Source organism: Candidatus Pelagibacter sp. PS_23 (assembly GCF_059417905.1).
In genome coordinates this window covers 974,992-994,968 of the sequence record NZ_CM182071.1, presented here as the reverse complement: position 1 = coordinate 994,968, position 19,977 = coordinate 974,992, and the positions used below count along the sequence as shown (strand labels likewise).

Below are 19,977 nucleotides of genomic sequence, written 5' to 3'. Positions count from 1 at the left end.
ATTATTCGTGAAAAAAGTTATATATCTTTTTTGCAACTTTTTCCTCAACACCTTCAACTGATTTAATTTCATCAAAACTTGCAGATTCTACTGCTCTAGCAGAGCCAAAATGGTTCAATAGTGCTCTTTTTCTAATTGAACCAATACCATCAATTTGATCCAGCAAGGATTTTGTAATTCCTTTTGCTCTTTTTGCTCTATGAGAGGTGATGGCAAATCTATGTGCTTCATCACGTAGTCTCTGCATAAAAAATAGAGTGGGGTCATTCTTATCAAATTTAAATGATTTTCCTTTGTAAAAAAAAGTTTCATCTCCACTATTTCTTAGTTTTCCTTTGGCAATGGCTATCATAGGAAGATCATGTAAACCAAATTCATCTAACACTTCTTTGGCAGATGAATATTGACCTTTACCACCATCAATTAAAATTAAATCAGGAAGAGTTAAATAATTTCCTTTTTCTAACATTGCTCTTTTAAATCTTCTCGTAAGAACTTCTTTTAACATTGCAAAATCGTCTTGTTCATTACCTTTTGTCTTAATATCAAATTTTCTATATCTTTTTTTAACAAATCCTTCATTTCCAAAAGTAATCATAGCACCCACACTATTTGTTCCTGAGATGTGACTATTATCATAAACCTCAACTAAGTTTAGGCCATTTTTAAGATCAAATTTTTTAGCAACACCCTCAAATAAATTTTTATTATTATTTGTTTCATAAATTTTTCTATTAAGTGACTCTTTGGCATTTTTTTCTGCCATAGCAATTACTTTAGCTTTAGTGCCTTTTTTTGCTACATTAATAGAAATCGCACTATTTTCTTTTTTGCTTAAAGTTTCTTCAATTAATTTTTTGTCTTCTATTTCTGTATTAATGATTATTAATTTTGGAACATTTTTATTTTCATAAAACTGCATCAAGAACGAAGACATTATTTCAGATAAGCTTTGATCAGGATCATGTTTTGGAAAATAAGCTTGGTTGCCCCAATTTTGTTTAGACCTATAAAAAAATACTTGAATACACGTTTTACCAGATTCTTTGTATGCAGCAATTACATCTGCATCAATTAAATTTGCTTCATTAATTCTTTGTGAAGATTGAATTATATTTAAAGATTTAATTCTATCTCTAAAAATAGAAGCTCTTTCAAAATCTAGCTTTTCACTAGCTTCCTCCATTTGTTTAGATAGATTTTTTTGTATATCTCTTGATTTACCCGATACAAACTGAATTGCTTGATCTACTGATTTTTTATAATCTTCTTTATCAATATAATCGACACAAGGACCAGAACATCTTTTTATCTGATAAAGAATGCAGGGTCTTTTTCTATTCTTGAACGTGCTATCATCACAAACTCGAATTTGAAATATTTTTTGAAGCATCTTAATAGTCCAATTTGCAGTTCCTGCTGAAGCAAACGGTCCAAAGTAAAATCCTTCTTTATCCTTTTTGCCTCTATGTTTTGTAACTTGTGCCCATTGGTCTTTATTGCTGATGAAAACAAAGGGAAATGACTTGTCATCTTTGAGTAATATATTGAATTTAGGTTTATGTTTTTTTATTAAATTAGCCTCTAAAAGTAGAGCTTCACTTTCATTGGCAGTAGTTGTTATCTCTAGCTTAAAAGTTTGAGAGAGCATTCTTGCTGTTCTAATAATGTGGTTTTTTTCAGCTACATAGCTTTTTAATCTATTGGGTAGGTTTTTTGCTTTACCTACATACAAAATCACATCTTTATGATCAAGCATTCGATAAACTCCAGGGCTTTTAGGAATTAATGGGAGCTCTTTTCTAATTACGTCTTTACCTAATTCAGAGCTCTTCATGACTTCTTTTTTTGGTAATTTGGATACCAACAGAGGCACACTCTTTTATAATTTCTAATTTTTCAATCTGAAGCATAATTTTTCCAATTCGTTTGTCTTTAAATAATACATCAAAAACATCTTCAGCAAGTGTTTCTAAAAAATTATAATGTTTATTTTTTGCAAGTTTTGTAATTAATTTCACAACCTGACCATAATTAACAATTGATTTAATATCTTTGTCATTTGTTGGTTTTCTATCTTCATAATCAATCTCTAAGCTAAATTTTACTTTTTGAGTTTTTTCTTTTTCAAAATCATAATAACCAAGCTTTAAATCTAGAGTTAACTCTTTAATAAGAATTTTTTTTTCGTAATTAAATAAACTTTTATTTTTATCTATTTTAATAATATTTAAATTAGTTTTTTTCATTCTTTTCCGATTACATCTGGTGTTTGCCAGTTTAAACTTTGTCCACTATCTATTGCTATTACTTGACCTGTAATTGAACTGTTTTTGATAAAAAAGTCAACAGCAGAACATATATCCTGTACATTTACCTGCTGTTTTAAAGGAGTTGCCAAGTACTGCTTTTTAAAATGCATGTCAGTTTGTCTTTTATTTTTAATAGTAGGACCAGGAGCTATTCCATTAACTCTTATATTTGGAGCTAATTCCATGGCGCTAGTTTTTGTTAGAGTATAAAGCCCTGTTTTACTTAAAGTATAAGAAAAGAAAAAGGGAGTTAACTTAAAAACTCTTTGATCAATTATATTTATAATATTGTTATTTTTACCCTTAACGTTTTTTGAAAATTCTTTTGTAAGATATGCGGGTGCTTTTAAATTTACATCAATATGTTGGTTCCAGCTTTTAGAAGAAAAATTTTTAAGACTATCATTTTCAAATAATGAAGCATTATTAATTAAACAATCAAAATATTTTAATTTTAACTTTGAGAATTTTATAATTTTTTTTAAATCTTGTTCTTTTGCAAGATTACCTTTTACCAAGTAAACTTTTGTTTTATTTTTTGATAATTCTTTTTGTAATTTTTCAGCTTCAGATTTAGAGCTATTGTAATGAATAACCATTTCAACTCCTGGACCTGAGAGTTTCTTTGCAATAGCAGCGCCCATTCTTGTTGCGGCTCCTGTGATAATTATTTTGTTTGCTTCCATTTTTTCTTACCTTTTTGTGCTCTTGTACCAGGTAAGCCCATCTTTGATCTACCTTTTGGATACACTCTATTTTCTTGATTATAGTGTTTTACTTTTGGATTTAATACAATTTCTAACTCTGACGCTTCAAGGTTTCTTATTTCATCTCTAATTTTTGCAGCTTCTTCAAATTCAAGGTTTGTTGCAGCATCTTTCATTCTTTTATTTAATTGTTTTAAATGTTTCTTTAAATTGCCACCAATATTGTCACCTGTTCCAACTTTTAGGTAGTCTTTTTCATAAACACTTTCTAAAACATCGCTAATTTCTTTTTTAATTGAGGTTGCATCAATGTTATGTTTTTTGTTATAGGCTACCTGAATTGTTCTTCTTCTATCAGTTTCTTGAATTGCTTTTTTTATACTTTTAGTTTCTTTGTCAGCATAAAGAATGACTCTACCATCTAAATTTCTTGCTGCTCTTCCTATGGTTTGGATTAGTGATGTTTCAGATCTTAGAAATCCCTCTTTATCAGCGTCTAGAATTGCAACTAATGCACACTCAGGTATATCAAGCCCCTCTCTTAAAAGATTTATACCAACCAAGACGTCGAAAACTCCTAGTCTTAGATCTCTCATAATTTCTATTCTCTCAAGTGTATCAATGTCAGAATGCAAATATCTAACTCTAATACCATTTTCGTGAAAATATTCAGTTAAGTCTTCAGCCATTTTTTTAGTTAAAGTTGTAATCAATACTCTAAAATTTTTATCGATTGTTTTCTTACACTCATGCATTACGTCATCGACTTGGTTTTTAGCTGGTTTGATTTCAACTGGTGGATCAATTAAGCCAGTAGGCCTTATTATTTGTTCAACGAACTTACCTTTAGTCTGTTCTAACTCCCATGGACCAGGTGTTGCTGATACAAAAACTGTCTGCGTTCTCATTGCGTCCCACTCTTCAAATTTAAGTGGCCTGTTATCCATACAAGAGGGTAGTCTAAAACCATATTCTGCAAGATTACTTTTCCTTGATCTGTCCCCTTTGTACATTCCATTTAATTGTGGAACAGTAACGTGACATTCATCTACAAATATAAGTGTGTTGTCTGGAAAATATTCAAATAGAGTAGGAGGTGGCTCTCCAGGTTTTCGTCCTGATAAAAATCTAGAATAGTTTTCAATACCAGCACAAGAACCAGTAGCCTCAATCATCTCTAAATCAAATTTTGTTCTCTCTTCTAATCGTTGAGCCTCAAGAAGTTTATTTTGTTCTTTAAATTTCTTAAGAGTAACCTCAAGCTCTCTTTTAATTTTTATTACTGCTTGTTCGATAGTAGGTTTTGGAGTGATGTAGTGACTATTCGCATAAACTTTTATAACATCTAAATCTTTTAATAGATCTCCTGTTAAAGGATCAAATTCTTCGATTTTTTCTAGTTTATCTCCAAATAAACTTAACCTCCATGCTCTATCTTCAAGGTGTGATGGAAATATTTCGATATATTCACCCCGTGCTCTAAAAGTGCCTCTATAAAAACTTTGATCATTTCTTTTGTATTGTAGGTGTACTAAAGTTTTTATTAATTGTTCTCTATTGTAGTCGTAATCTTTCTTTAAACTTAAAGTCATTTTACTGTAAGCTTCAACTGAGCCTAGTCCATAAATACAAGAAACACTGGATACAATAATTACGTCATCTCTCTCCAGTAGCGACCTCGTTGCTGAGTGACGCATTCGATCTATTTGTTCATTAATAGAGGCCTCTTTTTCTATATAAGTGTCTGATCTTGGAACGTATGCTTCTGGTGTGTAGTAATCATAGTAAGAGACAAAATATTCAACAGCATTTTCTGGAAAAAATGATTTCATCTCTCCATAAAGTTGAGCTGCTAATGTTTTATTGGGAGCAAGTATAAGGGCAGGTCTATTAGTTCGTTCAATAACTTGAGCCATTGTAAAAGTTTTTCCAGAACCAGTTACACCAAGTAAAACCTGACTTAACTCTTCTTTATTTGCACCTTTAACTAATTTTTTAATTGCCTCAGGTTGATCACCTGCCGGTTTAAAATCTGTTACAAGTTTAAACTTTTGCCCACCTTCCAGTTTTTGGTGAATTTCTGGGTTTTTACTTTGGATTTCAGTAATTAAATCTTGATAAGTATTTTGCATTATCTATAAAACTATTAGAATAAAATTATATTTCAATGAGCATTATATCAGACAGTCTAAAAAAAATTAATCCATCACCAACTATTGCTGTAACTCAAAAGGCAAGGGAGTTAAAGGCTGCTGGAAAAGACGTTATAGGTCTTGGAGCAGGAGAGCCTGACTTTGATACACCAGATAATATCAAACAAGCGGCTATAAAAGCCATTAATGATGGTGATACTAAATATACAGCAGTTGATGGAACTGCTGCTTTAAAAGATGCCATTGTTAAAAAATTTAAAAGAGAAAACAATCTAGATTATACAACTGATCAAATTACAGTTGGTGCTGGCGGAAAACATGTAATTTATAATGCCATGATGGCAACTCTAAATGAAGGAGACGAAGTTATAGTTCCTGCGCCTTATTGGGTTTCGTATCCTGACATGGTTTTATTAGCCGGTGGAACTCCAATTATTTTAGAGTGTAATGAAAAACAAGGATTTAAAATTAATCCAGCTAAATTAGAAAAATCTATAACACCAAAAACAAAGTGGATAATATTAAATTCACCATCAAACCCAACGGGTGCTTGTTATACTGAAAGTGACATTAAAGAAATTGCATATGTTTTAGCAAATCATCCTCATGTTCATATTTTAAGTGATGATATTTATGAACACGTAACATACGAAGGATTTAAATTTTTTACTATTGCACAAATTGATGGCTTGAAAGAGAGAGTTCTTACAATGAATGGGGTTAGTAAAGCTTACTCAATGACAGGCTGGAGAATAGGGTATGCGGCTGGTCCTAAAGATATTATTAAAGCAATTGCTAAAATACAATCGCAATCAACAACAAATCCATCTTCAATTAGTCAAGCTGCAGCTGTTGAAGCATTAAATGGAACTCAAGATTTTATTAAAGAGAGAGCAACTTCATTTCAAGAGAGAAGAAATTTTGTTGTTAAAGCATTAAATGGAATTGATGGGATTGAATGTTTAAATCCAGATGGAGCATTTTATGTTTTTCCAAGCTGCAAAGGATTGATGGGAAAAAAAGATACAAGTGGTAAAGAGCTTAAGACAGATACTGATTTTGTTCAGTCTTTATTAGAAAATAGTGGTGTAGCAGTTGTTCAGGGCTCTGCATTTGGGTTAGAAGGTTTTTTTAGAATTTCATATGCAACTTCAATGGACAATCTTAAAAAAGCTTTAGAAAAAATATCTACTTTTTGTAAAAGCTTAAACTAATGTTAAACGTATATTTAGCAGGTGAAATTCACAGTAATTGGAGAGAAGAAATTATTCAACTTTGTGAAAAAGAGAAATTAGATGTTAAATTTACCTCTCCTGTCACTGACCATGAAGCCTCTGACAATTGTGGTGTAGAAATTCTAGGAGCTGAAGAAAAAAATTTTTGGAAAGATAGAAAAGGCGCTAATATTAATTCAATTAGAACCAAAAAATCTATTCAAGATTGTGATGTAATTATTGTTAAGTTTGGTGAAAAATTTAAACAATGGAATGCAGCTTTTGATGCAGGTTATGCTACTGCACTTAATAAATCTATGATTGTTATTCATAACGATGATCACCAACATGCCCTTAAAGAAGTGGATAGCTCTGCTGCTGCTGTTGCGTCAGATCAAAAACAAGCCTTTCGTATATTGAAATATATATTGGAAGGGTCTTTAGACTAACCCAAGTCTAATTACTGAGTTCCCAGCATCTACAATACTTTCTTTTGCAGGTTTAAATTTCATACCCAATAAATCTTCAGAATATGAAGTGTCTGTCTGCATTAAAATTCCAAGATCAGGCAACATAATCTTTACAGAAGAATCTAAGTAACTGATCAATTTAACCACGAAATTTGGCATTTCTTTTTTTGGAAGTTTTTTTGCATACTTTGGAAATGCTTCAGCCATAATTTTAGAAACTTCGAGCATTTTTTTTACTTCTGAACCAATAATCAATCGTCTTCCATTAACCTTGGGATTTTTTATAGATAAAACATGAGCTCTTGCTACATCTTTTACATCAGAAATTAATATTCCAAAATTTGGCGCCATAGGATATTTTCCTTTAAGGAAAAGTTCAACATAGCTAGTTGAAGTGTTTGTTTTTTTATCTAAAGCATCACCAAAAACTCCTCCTGGATTAATTACAGTTAATTTATCTTTTAATCCTTTGCTTTCCATTAATTCCCATGCAGCTTGTTCAGCTTTTGCCTTTGATATAGTGTAGTCATTCGACCCACTCCAATCAGTATCTGTCCAATCACTTTCCCCAAAAGTATATGGGTTTGTTCTGTTAGGTTTTTTAAACATTGCTACTATTGACGAAGTAAGAATTATTTTTTCAACATTAGCTTCTATACCAGCATTTAAAACTCTTAACGCCCCACCTTTAGCAGCTGGAACTAAAGCTTCTCTATTTCTTGAACTTTTCATAGGGTAGGGAGAAGCAGTATGTATAATATATTTACAATCTTTAGCAGCCTCAACCCAACCATCATCTTTTAATAGGTCCAATTCAACAAATGATAATTTATCTGTTGAAATATATTCACTTAGAGTTTTCTTTGTTTCATCTAATGAATTTTGACTTCTAACAGTTCCTAAAACTTCATATCCAGAATTTAATAATTCAATTGCTATATGTTTTGCTATCCAGCCACTTATTCCAGTTAGTAGTACTTTGTCAGTCATTTTGTTTCCCTTTAGTTTGTATTAAGTTTTAATGGTTCTTATCAGTGAGATAAAAATTTTTCAGCTTCAAGCGCAGCCATACAGCCCATCCCCGCAGCTGTTACAGCTTGTCTAAAAGTTTTGTCTTTAACATCGCCTGCAGCATAAACTCCAGGAATATTGGTTTCTGTAGAATCTGGTTTAGTTAATAAATAACCTTCTTTATCCATATCTAATTGTTCTTTAAATAATGCTGTTGCTGGGTCATGACCAATTGCAATAAATAGACCATCTATTTTTAATTCATCAATTTTATTAGTCTTTAGATTTTTAACTTTGATACCTGTAACATTTTTAGGTTCACCGTCTCCAATTACTTCATCGACAGCACTATCCCAAATAATTTCAATTTTTTTATTTTCCATTAATTTCTTTTGAAGCATCTTTTCAGCTCTTAATTCATCTCTTCTATGAATTAGTTTTACCTTTGATGCAAATTTTGTAAGAAACATTGCTTCTTCAACTGCAGCATTACCACCACCAACAACTGCTACAACTTTTTCTTTAAAGAAAAAACCATCACAAGTAGCACAAGCAGATACACCAAAGCCTCTAAATTTTTGCTCAGATTCTAAATTTAACCATCTTGCTTGAGCACCAGTTGAAATAATTATGCTATCTGCAGTATATTTTTGACCACTATCACCTATAGCTTCAAAGGGTGTAGATTTTAAATTTACTGATGAGATATGATCCTCAATCATTTCTGTTCCAACAGCTTTAGCCTGATCTCTCATTTGATCCATTAACCATGGACCCTGAATTACATCTGAAAATCCTGGATAATTTTCAACATCTGTTGTTGTAGTTAATTGTCCACCAGGTGCAGAACCATAAACTAAAACAGGACTTAACATTGCTCTGGCAGCATATACAGCAGCCGTATAGCCAGCTGGCCCCGACCCTATTATTAACACTTTTGTGTGTTTAATTGGATTTTCACTCATGCAGAAGTTATATAAGGATAAATGACAAAATTAAAAGGGATATTATTAACTCAAGGAATGCATGGCATGATCAGCCAAGTAGAAGGTTTAGCAAAGGCCCTAGATTTAGATTTTATACACGAGAAGATTGAACTTAATAATTTTTGGAAATTATTTCCCCCAAAGCTAACACCAGTTTCAAGTAATGTTTATAAAAAAGTAGAATCTTCTGATTTTGATGTAATCATTTCATGTGGAAGAAAAAGTGTAATTCCATCTATTCATTTAAAAAAGAATTCTAATAAAAGAGTTATTAATATTCATATTCAAAATCCAAAAGTTAATTTTAAAAATTTTGATTTCATTGTGGCACCAGAACATGATGGAATTGAAGGCCAAAATGTTATCAGTACAAAAGGTGCAATTCATTACCTTACTGAAAGTGAAATAAATGAAAATAAAGATTATTTAAATTCATTTATTAAAAAAGATGAAAGAAAAATTTGGACTTTAATAATGGGTGGTCCTACAAAGTATTATGAATATTCAAGAGAAAATATTAAAGCTATTTTTGAAAATTTAAACAACTTAAATAAACAGAACAACTTTCAATTAGTTGTGATCCCTTCAATGAGAACACCAAAAAATATAATTCAATATGCAAAAGATTATTTTGGTGAAAATCATATAGTTATTGAAACTATTGATAAGAAAGCTTATCTATCAGCTTTAGCAATTTCAGAAAAAATTGTAGTAACATGTGACTCTAGCTCCATGATATCAGAAGCTGCTTTAACTGGAAAACCAATCTACGTAGCTAATATTTCACCTAAAAAAAATGACAAAAGATTTCAAAGATTTAGAAATTTATTTAGAGAACTAAATATCATTAGAAATTTAGGTGAAGAAGTAGAGAATTGGAACTATCAAAAATTGGATGAAACGAATAGAGTAGCAAATATTATTAAACAAAAAATTAATTCTTAATGTCATTCTTAAATTCAATTCAAAATCAGGCAAAAAAACATGAATTTCCTTTTGATCACTGGGAATATAATAATGCACTATCTGACGGGGCCATTGAGGAAATTATTAAAGCTGATATTCCAGATGTCAGTAAGCACAATCTTAATTATGATGGCACCAGAGCAATTGATGGTGGTGCTGCAGAGTTTAGAGAGGGAATAGCTTCGGGCGGTGAGGCAATTAAATTTAGATGTTTTGTAACAAAAGAAAATGAAAAAAAATTTCCAAACTTAGTAAAATTTATTAAAGAACTTCAATCCAAGGAAGTTCATGGAACTATTTCAAAAATGATCGATAGAGATTTATCGAACTCATATGTTAGAGTTGAAGTTATTTGTGATAGGGAGGGTTTTTGGTTAAAGCCCCACTGCGATATCAAAGAAAAACTGATGTCTGGATTAATTTTTATAAATAATGCTAACGAGTCTGAAGATCTTGGAACAGATTTTTATAATGAAAAATTAGAAAAAGTTAAAACAGTTCCTTACAAAAATAACTATGGCTACATGTTTACTAGTGGGCCCAACACTTGGCATGGTATGGAAAAGAAAAAAATAGTTAAGGAAAGACGATGCATTCAGGTTAACTATGTTACTTTTGAAACAGATTGGAAAGTTCTGTAATTAAATTAAAACTCTTTCATTATTAACAATAACATCTATTAGTCCCCATTCTGATTGCTTCATTACCTCCAAATAAAAGAAAAAACTTATTTTGAACACAGATGACTAAGTAAACATTGTTTTTGTTAATATTTGTATGTAAAAATTCATCATGTTTGAAAAATTAGAAGAATTAGCAAAAAATAATAAAAAAATTTCAGATTTTCATATTAGAACTGGTTGGCCATTAGCGTTTAGGCAAACTGGAGAAATACACAAAATTCAAGAAATTGTTGTTAAAGAACAAGATCTTCAAGATCTAATATCTACTAATTGTAACGAAACTGAAATGAAAAAGTTTAGTGAAACTCATGAGTTAGATTCATCAGTTACATTAAGTGGATTAAGATTTAGAGCTAATTTTTATAAAACTATTCAAGGACCAGCTGCTGTATTAAGAAGAGTAGAGAGCGTTATTCCTGAAATGGATCAATTTGATTTACCCCAAGTTCTTTATGATATTGTCGATATGCATAAAGGATTAGTTTTAGTAACTGGACCAACAGGGTCTGGTAAGTCCACAACACTTGCAGCAATTGTAAATGAGATTAATAAAACTAGAACTTCAAATATTATTACAGTTGAAGATCCAGTTGAATTTATTCATAAAGATTTAAAAAGTATTGTGTCTCATCGAGAAGTAGGAAAACAAACCAAAACATTTTCTAGTGCATTAAAAGCTGCACTTAGAGAAGACCCAGATGTAATTCTAGTTGGGGAGATGAGAGATTTAGAAACAGTTTCACTTGCATTAACTGCTGCTGAAACAGGACACCTAGTTTTTGGAACCCTTCACACTAGTGGTGCTCCTAATACCATCAATAGAATTATTGACGTTTTTCCACCTGAGCAACAAGCTCAAATAAGAGCACAGATATCTTCTTCTTTAAAGATGGTGGTTACTCAAAGACTTCTTAAAACAAAAGATGGTCAAGGCCGTTGTGCAGCGTTTGAAGTGATGAAGTGTACGCCTCCAATTCAAAACTTAATTAGAGAAGCTAAAATTCATCAAATACCTAGCATCATGCAAACTTCTGTGAGAGATGGTATGATTACTATGACTAAATCATTAGAAGAATTAGTTAAGGCAGGTAAGATAGATGCGAGTGCAGGACGAGAAGATTAAAGGATTTAACGTCCTTGAATTAATTGTTGTCGTTGTACTTATTGGCGTCATCTCAGCCATAGGTTATCCCAATTTTTCTGAATGGCGAAAAGATAGAGAGACTAGAAGCGCAGTACTTAGCATAAAATCTTTAATCGAAGGAATAAATTCACAAGTTCAAAGAGGTCAATATGCATTTGTTCAAGTACATATATTAGAAGAAGTGAATGGCGCAGAAAGAAATTTAATTGTTACATCAAAAGGAATGAAACCAGAAAAACTAGCAAGTTTGTTAAATGATGGAACTAGTGACTGGTGGGCAAAAATTGGTGATCGATGTAATATAACAGACGATGCATATTGGGATGATGATCCAGATCAAGGTGCTGATAATGTTGAAGTAAGACAAATTACTTATGATAATATGGCAACTTCTTGGGAAGGGGATGACGGAGCTATTTGTTTTAGTAAAAATGAGAAATGGTACAGTGGCGCAGGTAAATTACAATCATCCTTGCCTGAAGAGGGGGATGTAGCAAGATCTGTAGATAATACTTTATTTATTTGCAGAAGAACAAATGATCGATCAAGTTGCGATGTTGATAGCGATGGAACACCTGCTTCAGAGCATGATCATTTATATGTTATTGAATGGTCAAGATTTGGCAATGTGATACTTGAAAAATGGGATACAAGAAATTCTGATTGGGTTAAACAATAACAAGATGAAAAAACAAAAACATAATATTTCTGGACTTTCTTTAATAGAAGCACTTGTCTCAGTTGTGATTATTGGAATTGGATTTGTTTCAATTTTACAAATGACAAATTTTTCCGTTCAATCAATAGATAATTCAGGAGATAGAACTAAGGCAAATTTTTTAACTGAGATGATAGTAGAAGACGTCATTGGAAGTAAAAATTCTTTCTATGGAGTAAATTCTGATAATGAAAATATAATCTATAGTACTGATGGGACCGCATCACTAGATGGAGACACATTAAATACATTTTCAAAGCATCTAAGTGACAATAGTTGGAGTGCAGATCTGAGCTGTGGTGGAAGTAGTTCTGATACCACTACACCAGTTGAGAATAAACAAAACATCTATGAAACTCAACAAGTGGATGCTCCTCGAAATAAACAAGCTAAGTGGAATACTATATTTGAAGAAAATAGATTTTTAAAATGTAAAAGCACAACTGAAGAAAAAAAATTGCAAGTATTTGAAATATGTAAGTGGGATGCTTGTGATTATAAATTAGATTCTATAACAGATGAGCCTTTGTACATTGGTAGAGTGGAGATGAAATTAAATGAAGGTAAAAAAAGAAAATTTATATATTTTCAGTCAGACTATAAACTTAAACAATGAATAAAAAAAATTTAAAATCTATTGCTGGTCTTACATTAATTGAGATTTTAATTAGTGTGGTGGTGTCATCGATAATGATGGCTGCAATTTATACAACTTATTCAATTGTAAATTCAACTTATACTCAAGTGTTAGAAAAAGCTAAAGTAAGCAGATCTTCTAGAGATTTAATCGAGTTATTAATTCGTGATACACGAATGGCAGGATTTAAATATTATTTAGGTGATAATGATTTGGGTTTTCCAGTAGAAAGTTATTTAGAGTTCGTTGGTGGTGCTACTACGGTGAAAGATAGCCATGATCCAATTGTGATAATTCCAAATGAACTTGGACATTCACTAAGTGATGCTATTGCTACTCCAACTCCAAAACATAACTTAGATGATACTTGCTGTGATAAAATTCATATTGTTTATGATGATTTTAATCAAAATGATGCTACTCAACCTTACAAAAGATATAAGCTAACTTATTTTGCAAATCCATTATCAGATGGTTCTAATGCTGATGGCCCTATAAATCCAAGATACGGCATATACAAATCCAAAATTAGTTGGCAACAAAATATTGGTCAAGAAACTGGAAGTTGGGTTTCAGATTGTTCCGAGTGTTATCACAATGAATTAGTAAGAGATTATGTTGAAGATATGGAATTTATTGCATTAGATCAAAATGGAAAAGTTTTAAGTCCTTACCCAAATACAAATTCTGAAGCTTCGAGGGGAAATTTATATAAAATTAGAGCAGTAGATATTAGGATCGCATTTATTTCTGAAAAGCCTTTCTTTAGATTTGAAAGTAGGACAGGAAATGAAAGACAATTAAGTGGATTTTCTAGAGCGATAAGATCTTTTTCAGATAGAAACTTAAGGGATAATGTAGTGGTGACCGTATACACAAGAAATATTGTTGGACAGGATATATTTTAATGAAAAAAAATAATCAAAATGGATTTACACTAATTTTATCACTTGTGATGTTATTAGTAATGTCGTTGATGGGAGGCGCTTTAATTGTAATTTCTTCAGGGGATCATCAAAGCAATAATACTAGTGATCAATATCAACAAACTTTTTATGTTGCTGAACATGCCTTAATTGAAGCAGAGAAAAGAATAATTAATAGAATGATTGGACCTTGGACAGAAGTGAGTACGATTACCACACCACCAGTTGGATCTACACCTACAGAGATCACTGCTCACAATAATTATATTGAGCAACTTACAGCCACAGCAATTGATGGCTTTGCAAGAAACACAGATGGAAGAGATACTCCTAGAAATACTCTTACTCCTGTAGAAACTCCTTGTTTTAAAAGTTTTAGAAATTTAATCAGAAATGATAGTGGGGGAAATTTATCTTTAGTTACAGATCATTTTACTAATCAAAATTTTGGAAGTTTAATTGAGCCAATTTTAAATACCCCAAGTGATGTAGGATTAGAGGCAGATGATGCGGAAAAAGAAAAAGAATATTTAAAAAGGTATAGATATGAGTTTTTTTCAATTAATGTTGGTTCCTCTACCTTTAAAGGAGCAGGGGCTAGTCTTAAAAAAACCTCTACTAACGCTCAAAGACAAGGAACAGCTTATAGAATATATGGTTGTGGATATTTAATGCCTAAGGGCGCAGAATTAGGTGAATTTGAGGATCCTGAAATATTAATTCCTTTAGAAACTTTAATTATTTTATCTAGTTAAACACAAAATGAGCACCATAATCATTACTTTAATTACAATCTTTTAAAATATTGGCTATTATTAATGATAATGAAAAATATCTTTATTGGATTGTTATCACTTTTTTTATATTTCAGTTCATTAACCATGAGTGGGGCGTGTGAATTTTTAAAAGAACAAATTGGTACCCCAGTTTCAAGCATCATTGAAAAATATGATAATTTAGATGAGCCCTCAGATGATGGCGTTAATATTTTTACATTTTATAAAATGTACGAAAGCAATGCCTTATGTGAAAATTCTCAATTAGAAAATACTTTTATAACAGTTTTTATTAGAGAAGGTAAAATTATTGGAATAGAAATTTCAGGTATGCCGGGTAAAGCTAAAGATGATAGAATTTTAAATTTTGCAAAAACAAATTTAGGTTATACCACTGATCAAGTTATTAATGATGAATGGATTGGAGCTATCAGCATGTCATCTATGACCAACATGGTGCTTTATGGACGAGTACAAGAATCTGATGAAGTTTTTGAACAGCTAATTATTACTAAAACAGATTATTTTGAGTCACTATCAGATCCAGATATAGTAGAAATGTTTTAATTTATGAAAAGATTATTTCAAATTTTTATTCTTTTAATCCTAGTTTTAAATTTTAATCAATTAACTTATGCAAAACCATTACCGCCAGGATCTGGTGAAGGTGATGTTCCTGCTAATATTTTAATTCTATTAGATAATTCAAAGAGTATGAAAAATAGAATAGGATTTGCAATACCTAAACAACATTCATTTACTATTGATGGAAATGGAAATAGAGTTTTAGCATCTGCTGACAGTAATAAAGGCGGACTAATACTTTTTGATAGCGGAGGTCAAAAACTTAATATCACAGGCACAAATCAATCGGATGGAAGTTATACAGTCGATAGATGGTGGGCTAGCAATACAACTGATCAACGTTGTGATTATCGTATTAGAGATGGCTCACAAACTAGGCAACACCCTATTAGCAGTACAATGCAATACACCGATGTAAGATATCATGCAGGTGTTAGTGTTGCAGGGACGAATATTTCTAATGAAAATTTAATATTTGTTGCTCAATATAATAAAAGTGGGGCAGCAGCTATAATTGCTCTTGACGATCAATATAGATGTAGACTTGCTATAACTCCTACTAGCTCTAATCAAATATTAGGCTTAGACACAGGTACAAATTCAGATGGAGATCTTATTTTGGCAGCTTTTGGTAAAGGAGGGATGAAAAAAGGTGCCTACCAATTAACTTGTAATATTACTGATGGTGATTGTGCACAAGTTCAGGGGAAAGGTAAAAAGTCATCCGATGCATATGGAAAATTATACAATGGATATAGGATTAGATTAAGTAGTGATACAACTAAAATTTATGTATCTGCTAATGGACACTTATGGGGTTATAATACTAAAATAAGTAATGGACAAAGAGTAATAGATAGTAGCAATACTTCAAATAGTCGTAGTTATAGATATTGTAAAGGTAACGGAAGTAGTATTGGTTATTTTGCTACTTGGGATTTTTCAAGCAGCTCTGATAATGTGTTTTATACGGGAGGTTATTTGAACTCTAGAAAAGTTCATAGAGTAGAATGGACTTCAAATACTAGTTGCAGAGTTACTGCATCAGCTGGTACGAGTAGTGCATTATCAAATACAGCAACTGCAGGTAATTTAGATGCTGATGATATTAGGGTTACAGATAATATAAGTGGCTTACAAGTTTCAAGTGGAAGACTGATTTTTAGTCATAATGGCTATGTTGATGAGCTAACTGAAAGTAGTTTTACTGCTGTAGGAAAAGATAGTGCATGGCAAATCCAATATGGAGGCCCACAAAAAACAAGGTTACAAGGTGCACAAGAAGCAATTACTGCAATTTTTACCGACACCACTTTGACAAGCGGTGCAAATTTTGGTTTTGGTTATTGGAATGGATATAGTGGTGGTGGTCAATATTATGGTGGATGGCAAGGTAATCATCCAGCTGGTAGAAGCAGAATTTGTGATAAAGATGCTTGTTTACAGGTTGGAATTGGCCCTGAAGGTGCAGCAAATGCCATCCAATATCTTGGGAACTTAAATGTTGATGGAAGAACAGACGCTAATGCTTGGTCCCAATTGGCTCACGATTATTTTTATGATGATAATGTTTCTCCACATGATCCAGATTCTGATTGTCAATTAAATTATGTAATTATAATTGGGGATGGAATGTTTACAGGTGGTTCGGGAGTACTTGGACAAAGAGGAGAAGCTGCCAATAGAATCACAAGATTAAGAAATGATTTAGGTATTAAAAGTTTGATGGTTGCTTATGGAGATGGAATTTATTCACAGGGTATGGCATATTTTGATGCATTAGCTTTGAAGGGCTCTTGCGACACTGCTGGTAGTGAAGATTGTGAACCAACTATTGTTGCTAAAACTCCTCAAGCACTTAAGACAGAACTTCAACAGAAGATTAGACAAATTTTAGCTGAGCGTTTAGCATTTACTGCGCCTTCAATTACAGCAACTATTCAGCAAGGAGGTTCATTATATCAAGCACAATTCGCTTATGAGCAATTTGGTGAATGGAAAGGGACTATTTTAAGAAAAACATTAAATGCTGACGGAACAGTTGAGCATGATTCAAATGCGCCAGGAAATTGGGATGCGGCAGTTCAAGTAAGATCTCAATCTTCAGGAGGACCACTTGATCCAAGTACAAATGATAGCAGAAATATTTGGACACCACTTTCAGATCCATCTTATGATTATATCGGTAATTGGGACAATGTTAGTGATACTACCGCATCTTTATTAGAAGGGGAGATGACAAGATTAGGATTTGAACTTTCGAATTACCATTCTTCGTCCTCTAATTGTGGAGGAGATGATACTACAGATGATGAACGTGATGGACTTCTGCGTTTTTTAGCTGGTCAAGATTTTTTTGATTATGATGGAGATTGTAACATTACAGAGTTAAGAGAACATGTGTTAGGAGATATATACCATTCTCAATTAATTGAAATTGGAGCACCAGATGGAAATACTCAATTTACAGATAATAATCAGGAAGCATACTTTAGAACCATTAATAATTACCAAGCCTTTAAATCTGAACAAAAAAATAGAAGAGATGTTTTGTATGCGGGCTCTAACAGTGGATTGCTTCATGCATTTAGTGCAGAAACCGGTAATGAAGAATGGGCTTTCCTTCCGCCATTCTTAGTTGGAAAATTATCCACATTAATAAATGCGAATCTTGATGGCAAAGTTGATGGGTTTCAAGGAGGTAGTAATGCGATATTCGGAGTAGATGGTTCGCCAATTGTTCACGACGTGTTTATGAAGGGCCTAACCCCTGAAGGCGATGTTGAAGCATCACCAAGTTGGCATACAATATTGTTTCAACCCTTTGGTCGTGGTGGATCAGGTTTCTCAGTATTAGATGTAACCACTCCACTAGTAAGAGATGGTGCAGGACCATTACACATGTTCACTGTATACAATGATTATATAAATAATGTTGTATATATTATGGATTATGAAGGAGAGGTTAGATCAGAAGAATATTACTCAAGTTCAGCCTCCTTAAGCCTTTCAGAAGAAGCAGAAAAGGCACAAAGTAATTTAAATTCTGCTGTTGATACTGATGGTGGACTTGACTCTGGAGTAACTACTCAACAAGATGCAATAGCTGCTTGTCAGTCAAATGCTGATGCAACTAATAATTTTAGGACTGATGGAACTGCATCTTGTTATATAGGAAAAACATTTACTTTTAATGATATTTTCTTTGATACGCCAAATAATCAATCAATAGATCCAAATAGATTAAATGTTACAGAATTGGTTGACGGTGAATTTGCACCTGTCGCGTTTACTGATGCAAAAATGGTTAATGGTCAATTTGTAATTACTTTCCCAGAAGATAAAATTCAAAATGCAGGAGGTATCAGTGATAATGAAACAAGATTAACAAATAATATTTTTATTCAAACTTCTTGTACATCATCTTCTGGAATTGATCCTTTCTTTGACTATAGTAAATTAGGTGAGACTTGGTCAACACCAAGAATTGTAAGATTACCATCTGACATTGAAGGAGAGAGAGAAGACCCAGCAAATGATAAATATGTTGCAATTATGGGTGCAGGAATGGCTAATAATAATTTATGTGCGGGCTCTGCTTTGTTTATGGTTGAATTAGACAACATGGATGAGCCAGGAAAACTTTACGGTGGAGATCAAAACGGTGGACCAATCACAATTGTTGATACTTCACCAGAAGGTGTAGTTATTGGAAATGATGTGATTGCAACACCTAACGGTAGTGATATTAATAATGCGGTTCCAACTTCTCCACTTGTGATCACTCCTGATACTGCATTTGGAATTCCTTGGCGTGGAGCAATGGTTTATATTAATGATAGAGAAGGAAAAATTACTAAAATAAATTTAACAGACTCTACAAAAAATGATGCTAAATTATTTGATCAAACAACATTATTTAGATTAAAAGCAAGTACTTCAAATAAACGATACACTTTTTTCTCAATGGATGCAGGCATAGGAGTTACTACAAAAGATTTTTGGTTGTTTGGTGGTACTGGAGACTTTAATAAACTTGGAGATATAGATAGAGATATGGATAACATTTTATATGGAATTAGAGATTCTGATTATCCTTATTTTAAACATTTAAATGGAGTGACTATTCCTTCATTTAATGATCAAGCTTTCACATCCACAGCTCATCAAGGAGCGGATAACGCTAAATCGATTGATGATGCAACTGTTTGCTCAGATGTTACAGGAGATACTGATGCTAGTCTTTGCCCAGATTCTGCAGAAAGTGCCTGGGTAATCCATTTAGATACACAAGGTGATAATAATTCACACAGAAAAGCATCTGCCCCACCAACTTTATTTAAAGGACAAGTATATTTTCCAGTTTATGAACCGCCTCCAGGTTCAAATCGATGTAATATTGGAAATGCATATATTTGTGTAGCAGATGATGAATGTGGAACTAATAATTCACATAAACTTGTTAAAGGTGCGGAAGCAAACGGAAGCAACTGTACATTCATTAGAAAAGGGGTTTTATCTGAATTAGTAATATTTGGTGATAAACTATACGCAAACGTTGCAGGGCCTAGTGAAGACAGTGATACTTTATATTCTGTTATAGCTGTTCCTGGTGAGGTTTTATCAAATACAGGTGGTTGGAGAGATACGGGATATTAATTCAAGTTATAACACACTCTCACAAGTGGC

Annotated in this window: 17 protein-coding genes; 11 read left to right on the top strand and 6 right to left on the bottom strand. The window is 32.4% G+C overall.

What is annotated here, in order from left to right:
• Window position 1 precedes the first annotated feature (1 nt).
• From uvrC to uvrB, 4 genes are read right to left on the bottom strand one after another with little or no spacing between them, the layout of a single operon-like run.
• The gene (gene uvrC, locus AC5SLY_RS05265) at window positions 2–1,837 is read right to left on the bottom strand and encodes an excinuclease ABC subunit UvrC (protein ID WP_006997824.1); all 1,836 of its coding nucleotides are present in this window, start codon (window positions 1,835–1,837) and stop codon (window positions 2–4) included.
• Complete coding sequence (locus AC5SLY_RS05260; RefSeq protein WP_011281463.1) at window positions 1,824–2,249, bottom strand: dihydroneopterin aldolase; 426 nt, start codon at window positions 2,247–2,249, stop codon at window positions 1,824–1,826. The genes uvrC and AC5SLY_RS05260 overlap by 14 nt, the downstream gene beginning before the upstream one ends.
• A complete protein-coding gene (locus AC5SLY_RS05255) occupies window positions 2,246–2,998 on the bottom strand; it encodes an SDR family oxidoreductase (RefSeq protein ID WP_011281462.1) in 753 nt (250 codons plus the stop codon). The genes AC5SLY_RS05260 and AC5SLY_RS05255 overlap by 4 nt, the downstream gene beginning before the upstream one ends.
• On the bottom strand, window positions 2,980–5,151 hold the full coding sequence (gene uvrB / locus AC5SLY_RS05250) for an excinuclease ABC subunit UvrB (protein ID WP_006997827.1): 2,172 nt from the start codon (window positions 5,149–5,151) through the stop codon (window positions 2,980–2,982). The genes AC5SLY_RS05255 and uvrB overlap by 19 nt, the downstream gene beginning before the upstream one ends.
• Window positions 5,152–5,186: 35 nt before the next feature.
• On the opposite strand from uvrB, the gene AC5SLY_RS05245 reads away from it, so the two are divergent.
• Window positions 5,187–6,386, top strand: a complete 1,200-nt coding sequence (locus AC5SLY_RS05245) for a pyridoxal phosphate-dependent aminotransferase (protein ID WP_494598672.1) — start codon at window positions 5,187–5,189, stop codon at window positions 6,384–6,386.
• Window positions 6,386–6,835, top strand: a complete 450-nt coding sequence (locus tag AC5SLY_RS05240) for a YtoQ family protein (RefSeq protein ID WP_494573932.1) — start codon at window positions 6,386–6,388, stop codon at window positions 6,833–6,835. Before AC5SLY_RS05245 ends, AC5SLY_RS05240 begins: the two co-directional genes overlap by 1 nt.
• Here AC5SLY_RS05240 and AC5SLY_RS05235 read toward each other — a convergent pair.
• The gene (locus AC5SLY_RS05235; protein WP_011281458.1) at window positions 6,827–7,846 is read right to left on the bottom strand and encodes an NAD-dependent epimerase/dehydratase family protein; all 1,020 of its coding nucleotides are present in this window, start codon (window positions 7,844–7,846) and stop codon (window positions 6,827–6,829) included. The two genes, AC5SLY_RS05240 and AC5SLY_RS05235, sit on opposite strands and share 9 nt — an antisense overlap.
• A gap of 41 nt (window positions 7,847–7,887) precedes the next feature.
• Window positions 7,888–8,832, bottom strand: a complete 945-nt coding sequence (trxB, locus tag AC5SLY_RS05230; protein ID WP_494573931.1) for a thioredoxin-disulfide reductase — start codon at window positions 8,830–8,832, stop codon at window positions 7,888–7,890.
• 21 nt (window positions 8,833–8,853) lie between these two features.
• Between trxB and AC5SLY_RS05225 the strand changes: the two genes are divergently transcribed.
• From AC5SLY_RS05225 to AC5SLY_RS05185, 9 genes are all read left to right on the top strand, one after another.
• Window positions 8,854–9,798 carry a mitochondrial fission ELM1 family protein gene (locus tag AC5SLY_RS05225; protein WP_494598671.1) on the top strand — a complete coding sequence of 315 codons (945 nt, stop codon included), beginning with the start codon at window positions 8,854–8,856 and terminating at the stop codon, window positions 9,796–9,798.
• Window positions 9,798–10,460 carry a hypothetical protein gene (locus AC5SLY_RS05220; protein ID WP_006997832.1) on the top strand — a complete coding sequence of 221 codons (663 nt, stop codon included), beginning with the start codon at window positions 9,798–9,800 and terminating at the stop codon, window positions 10,458–10,460. Before AC5SLY_RS05225 ends, AC5SLY_RS05220 begins: the two co-directional genes overlap by 1 nt.
• A 151-nt stretch (window positions 10,461–10,611) precedes the next feature.
• Window positions 10,612–11,625, top strand: a complete 1,014-nt coding sequence (locus AC5SLY_RS05215; RefSeq protein ID WP_006997834.1) for a type IV pilus twitching motility protein PilT — start codon at window positions 10,612–10,614, stop codon at window positions 11,623–11,625.
• Window positions 11,600–12,325: a prepilin-type N-terminal cleavage/methylation domain-containing protein gene (locus AC5SLY_RS05210; protein WP_018413520.1), complete on the top strand. Its 726-nt coding sequence runs from the start codon at window positions 11,600–11,602 to the stop codon at window positions 12,323–12,325. The genes AC5SLY_RS05215 and AC5SLY_RS05210 overlap by 26 nt, the downstream gene beginning before the upstream one ends.
• A gap of 4 nt (window positions 12,326–12,329) precedes the next feature.
• Window positions 12,330–12,980, top strand: coding sequence for a prepilin-type N-terminal cleavage/methylation domain-containing protein (locus AC5SLY_RS05205; RefSeq protein ID WP_006997836.1), 651 nt, complete (start codon window positions 12,330–12,332; stop codon window positions 12,978–12,980).
• Window positions 12,977–13,909 carry a PilW family protein gene (locus AC5SLY_RS05200; protein WP_006997837.1) on the top strand — a complete coding sequence of 311 codons (933 nt, stop codon included), beginning with the start codon at window positions 12,977–12,979 and terminating at the stop codon, window positions 13,907–13,909. The genes AC5SLY_RS05205 and AC5SLY_RS05200 overlap by 4 nt, the downstream gene beginning before the upstream one ends.
• Entirely contained in the window at window positions 13,909–14,682 is a 774-nt protein-coding gene (locus tag AC5SLY_RS05195) for a pilus assembly protein (RefSeq protein ID WP_018413518.1), read from the top strand. Before AC5SLY_RS05200 ends, AC5SLY_RS05195 begins: the two co-directional genes overlap by 1 nt.
• A 69-nt stretch (window positions 14,683–14,751) precedes the next feature.
• Window positions 14,752–15,270: a pilus assembly protein gene (locus tag AC5SLY_RS05190; RefSeq protein WP_494593096.1), complete on the top strand. Its 519-nt coding sequence runs from the start codon at window positions 14,752–14,754 to the stop codon at window positions 15,268–15,270.
• A gap of 3 nt (window positions 15,271–15,273) precedes the next feature.
• The gene (locus AC5SLY_RS05185; RefSeq protein ID WP_494598670.1) at window positions 15,274–19,947 is read left to right on the top strand and encodes a PilC/PilY family type IV pilus protein; all 4,674 of its coding nucleotides are present in this window, start codon (window positions 15,274–15,276) and stop codon (window positions 19,945–19,947) included.
• Window positions 19,948–19,977 lie beyond the last annotated feature (30 nt).

What these genes read in the sequence shown, in the direction of transcription:
- AC5SLY_RS05255 (WP_011281462.1), bottom strand. Translation starts at nt 2,998, where the DNA reads ATGGAAGCAAACAAAATAATTATCACAGGAGCCGCAACAAGAATGGGC.
- AC5SLY_RS05200 (WP_006997837.1), top strand. Translation starts at nt 12,977, where the DNA reads ATGAATAAAAAAAATTTAAAATCTATTGCTGGTCTTACATTAATTGAG.
- AC5SLY_RS05190 (WP_494593096.1), top strand. Translation starts at nt 14,752, where the DNA reads ATGAAAAATATCTTTATTGGATTGTTATCACTTTTTTTATATTTCAGT.
- AC5SLY_RS05220 (WP_006997832.1), top strand. Translation starts at nt 9,798, where the DNA reads ATGTCATTCTTAAATTCAATTCAAAATCAGGCAAAAAAACATGAATTT.
- AC5SLY_RS05195 (WP_018413518.1), top strand. Translation starts at nt 13,909, where the DNA reads ATGAAAAAAAATAATCAAAATGGATTTACACTAATTTTATCACTTGTG.
- uvrC (WP_006997824.1), bottom strand. Translation starts at nt 1,837, where the DNA reads ATGAAGAGCTCTGAATTAGGTAAAGACGTAATTAGAAAAGAGCTCCCA.
- AC5SLY_RS05215 (WP_006997834.1), top strand. Translation starts at nt 10,612, where the DNA reads ATGTTTGAAAAATTAGAAGAATTAGCAAAAAATAATAAAAAAATTTCA.
- AC5SLY_RS05225 (WP_494598671.1), top strand. Translation starts at nt 8,854, where the DNA reads ATGACAAAATTAAAAGGGATATTATTAACTCAAGGAATGCATGGCATG.
- uvrB (WP_006997827.1), bottom strand. Translation starts at nt 5,151, where the DNA reads ATGCAAAATACTTATCAAGATTTAATTACTGAAATCCAAAGTAAAAAC.
- AC5SLY_RS05185 (WP_494598670.1), top strand. Translation starts at nt 15,274, where the DNA reads ATGAAAAGATTATTTCAAATTTTTATTCTTTTAATCCTAGTTTTAAAT.
- AC5SLY_RS05245 (WP_494598672.1), top strand. Translation starts at nt 5,187, where the DNA reads ATGAGCATTATATCAGACAGTCTAAAAAAAATTAATCCATCACCAACT.
- AC5SLY_RS05240 (WP_494573932.1), top strand. Translation starts at nt 6,386, where the DNA reads ATGTTAAACGTATATTTAGCAGGTGAAATTCACAGTAATTGGAGAGAA.
- AC5SLY_RS05205 (WP_006997836.1), top strand. Translation starts at nt 12,330, where the DNA reads ATGAAAAAACAAAAACATAATATTTCTGGACTTTCTTTAATAGAAGCA.
- AC5SLY_RS05210 (WP_018413520.1), top strand. Translation starts at nt 11,600, where the DNA reads ATGCGAGTGCAGGACGAGAAGATTAAAGGATTTAACGTCCTTGAATTA.
- trxB (WP_494573931.1), bottom strand. Translation starts at nt 8,832, where the DNA reads ATGAGTGAAAATCCAATTAAACACACAAAAGTGTTAATAATAGGGTCG.
- AC5SLY_RS05235 (WP_011281458.1), bottom strand. Translation starts at nt 7,846, where the DNA reads ATGACTGACAAAGTACTACTAACTGGAATAAGTGGCTGGATAGCAAAA.
- AC5SLY_RS05260 (WP_011281463.1), bottom strand. Translation starts at nt 2,249, where the DNA reads ATGAAAAAAACTAATTTAAATATTATTAAAATAGATAAAAATAAAAGT.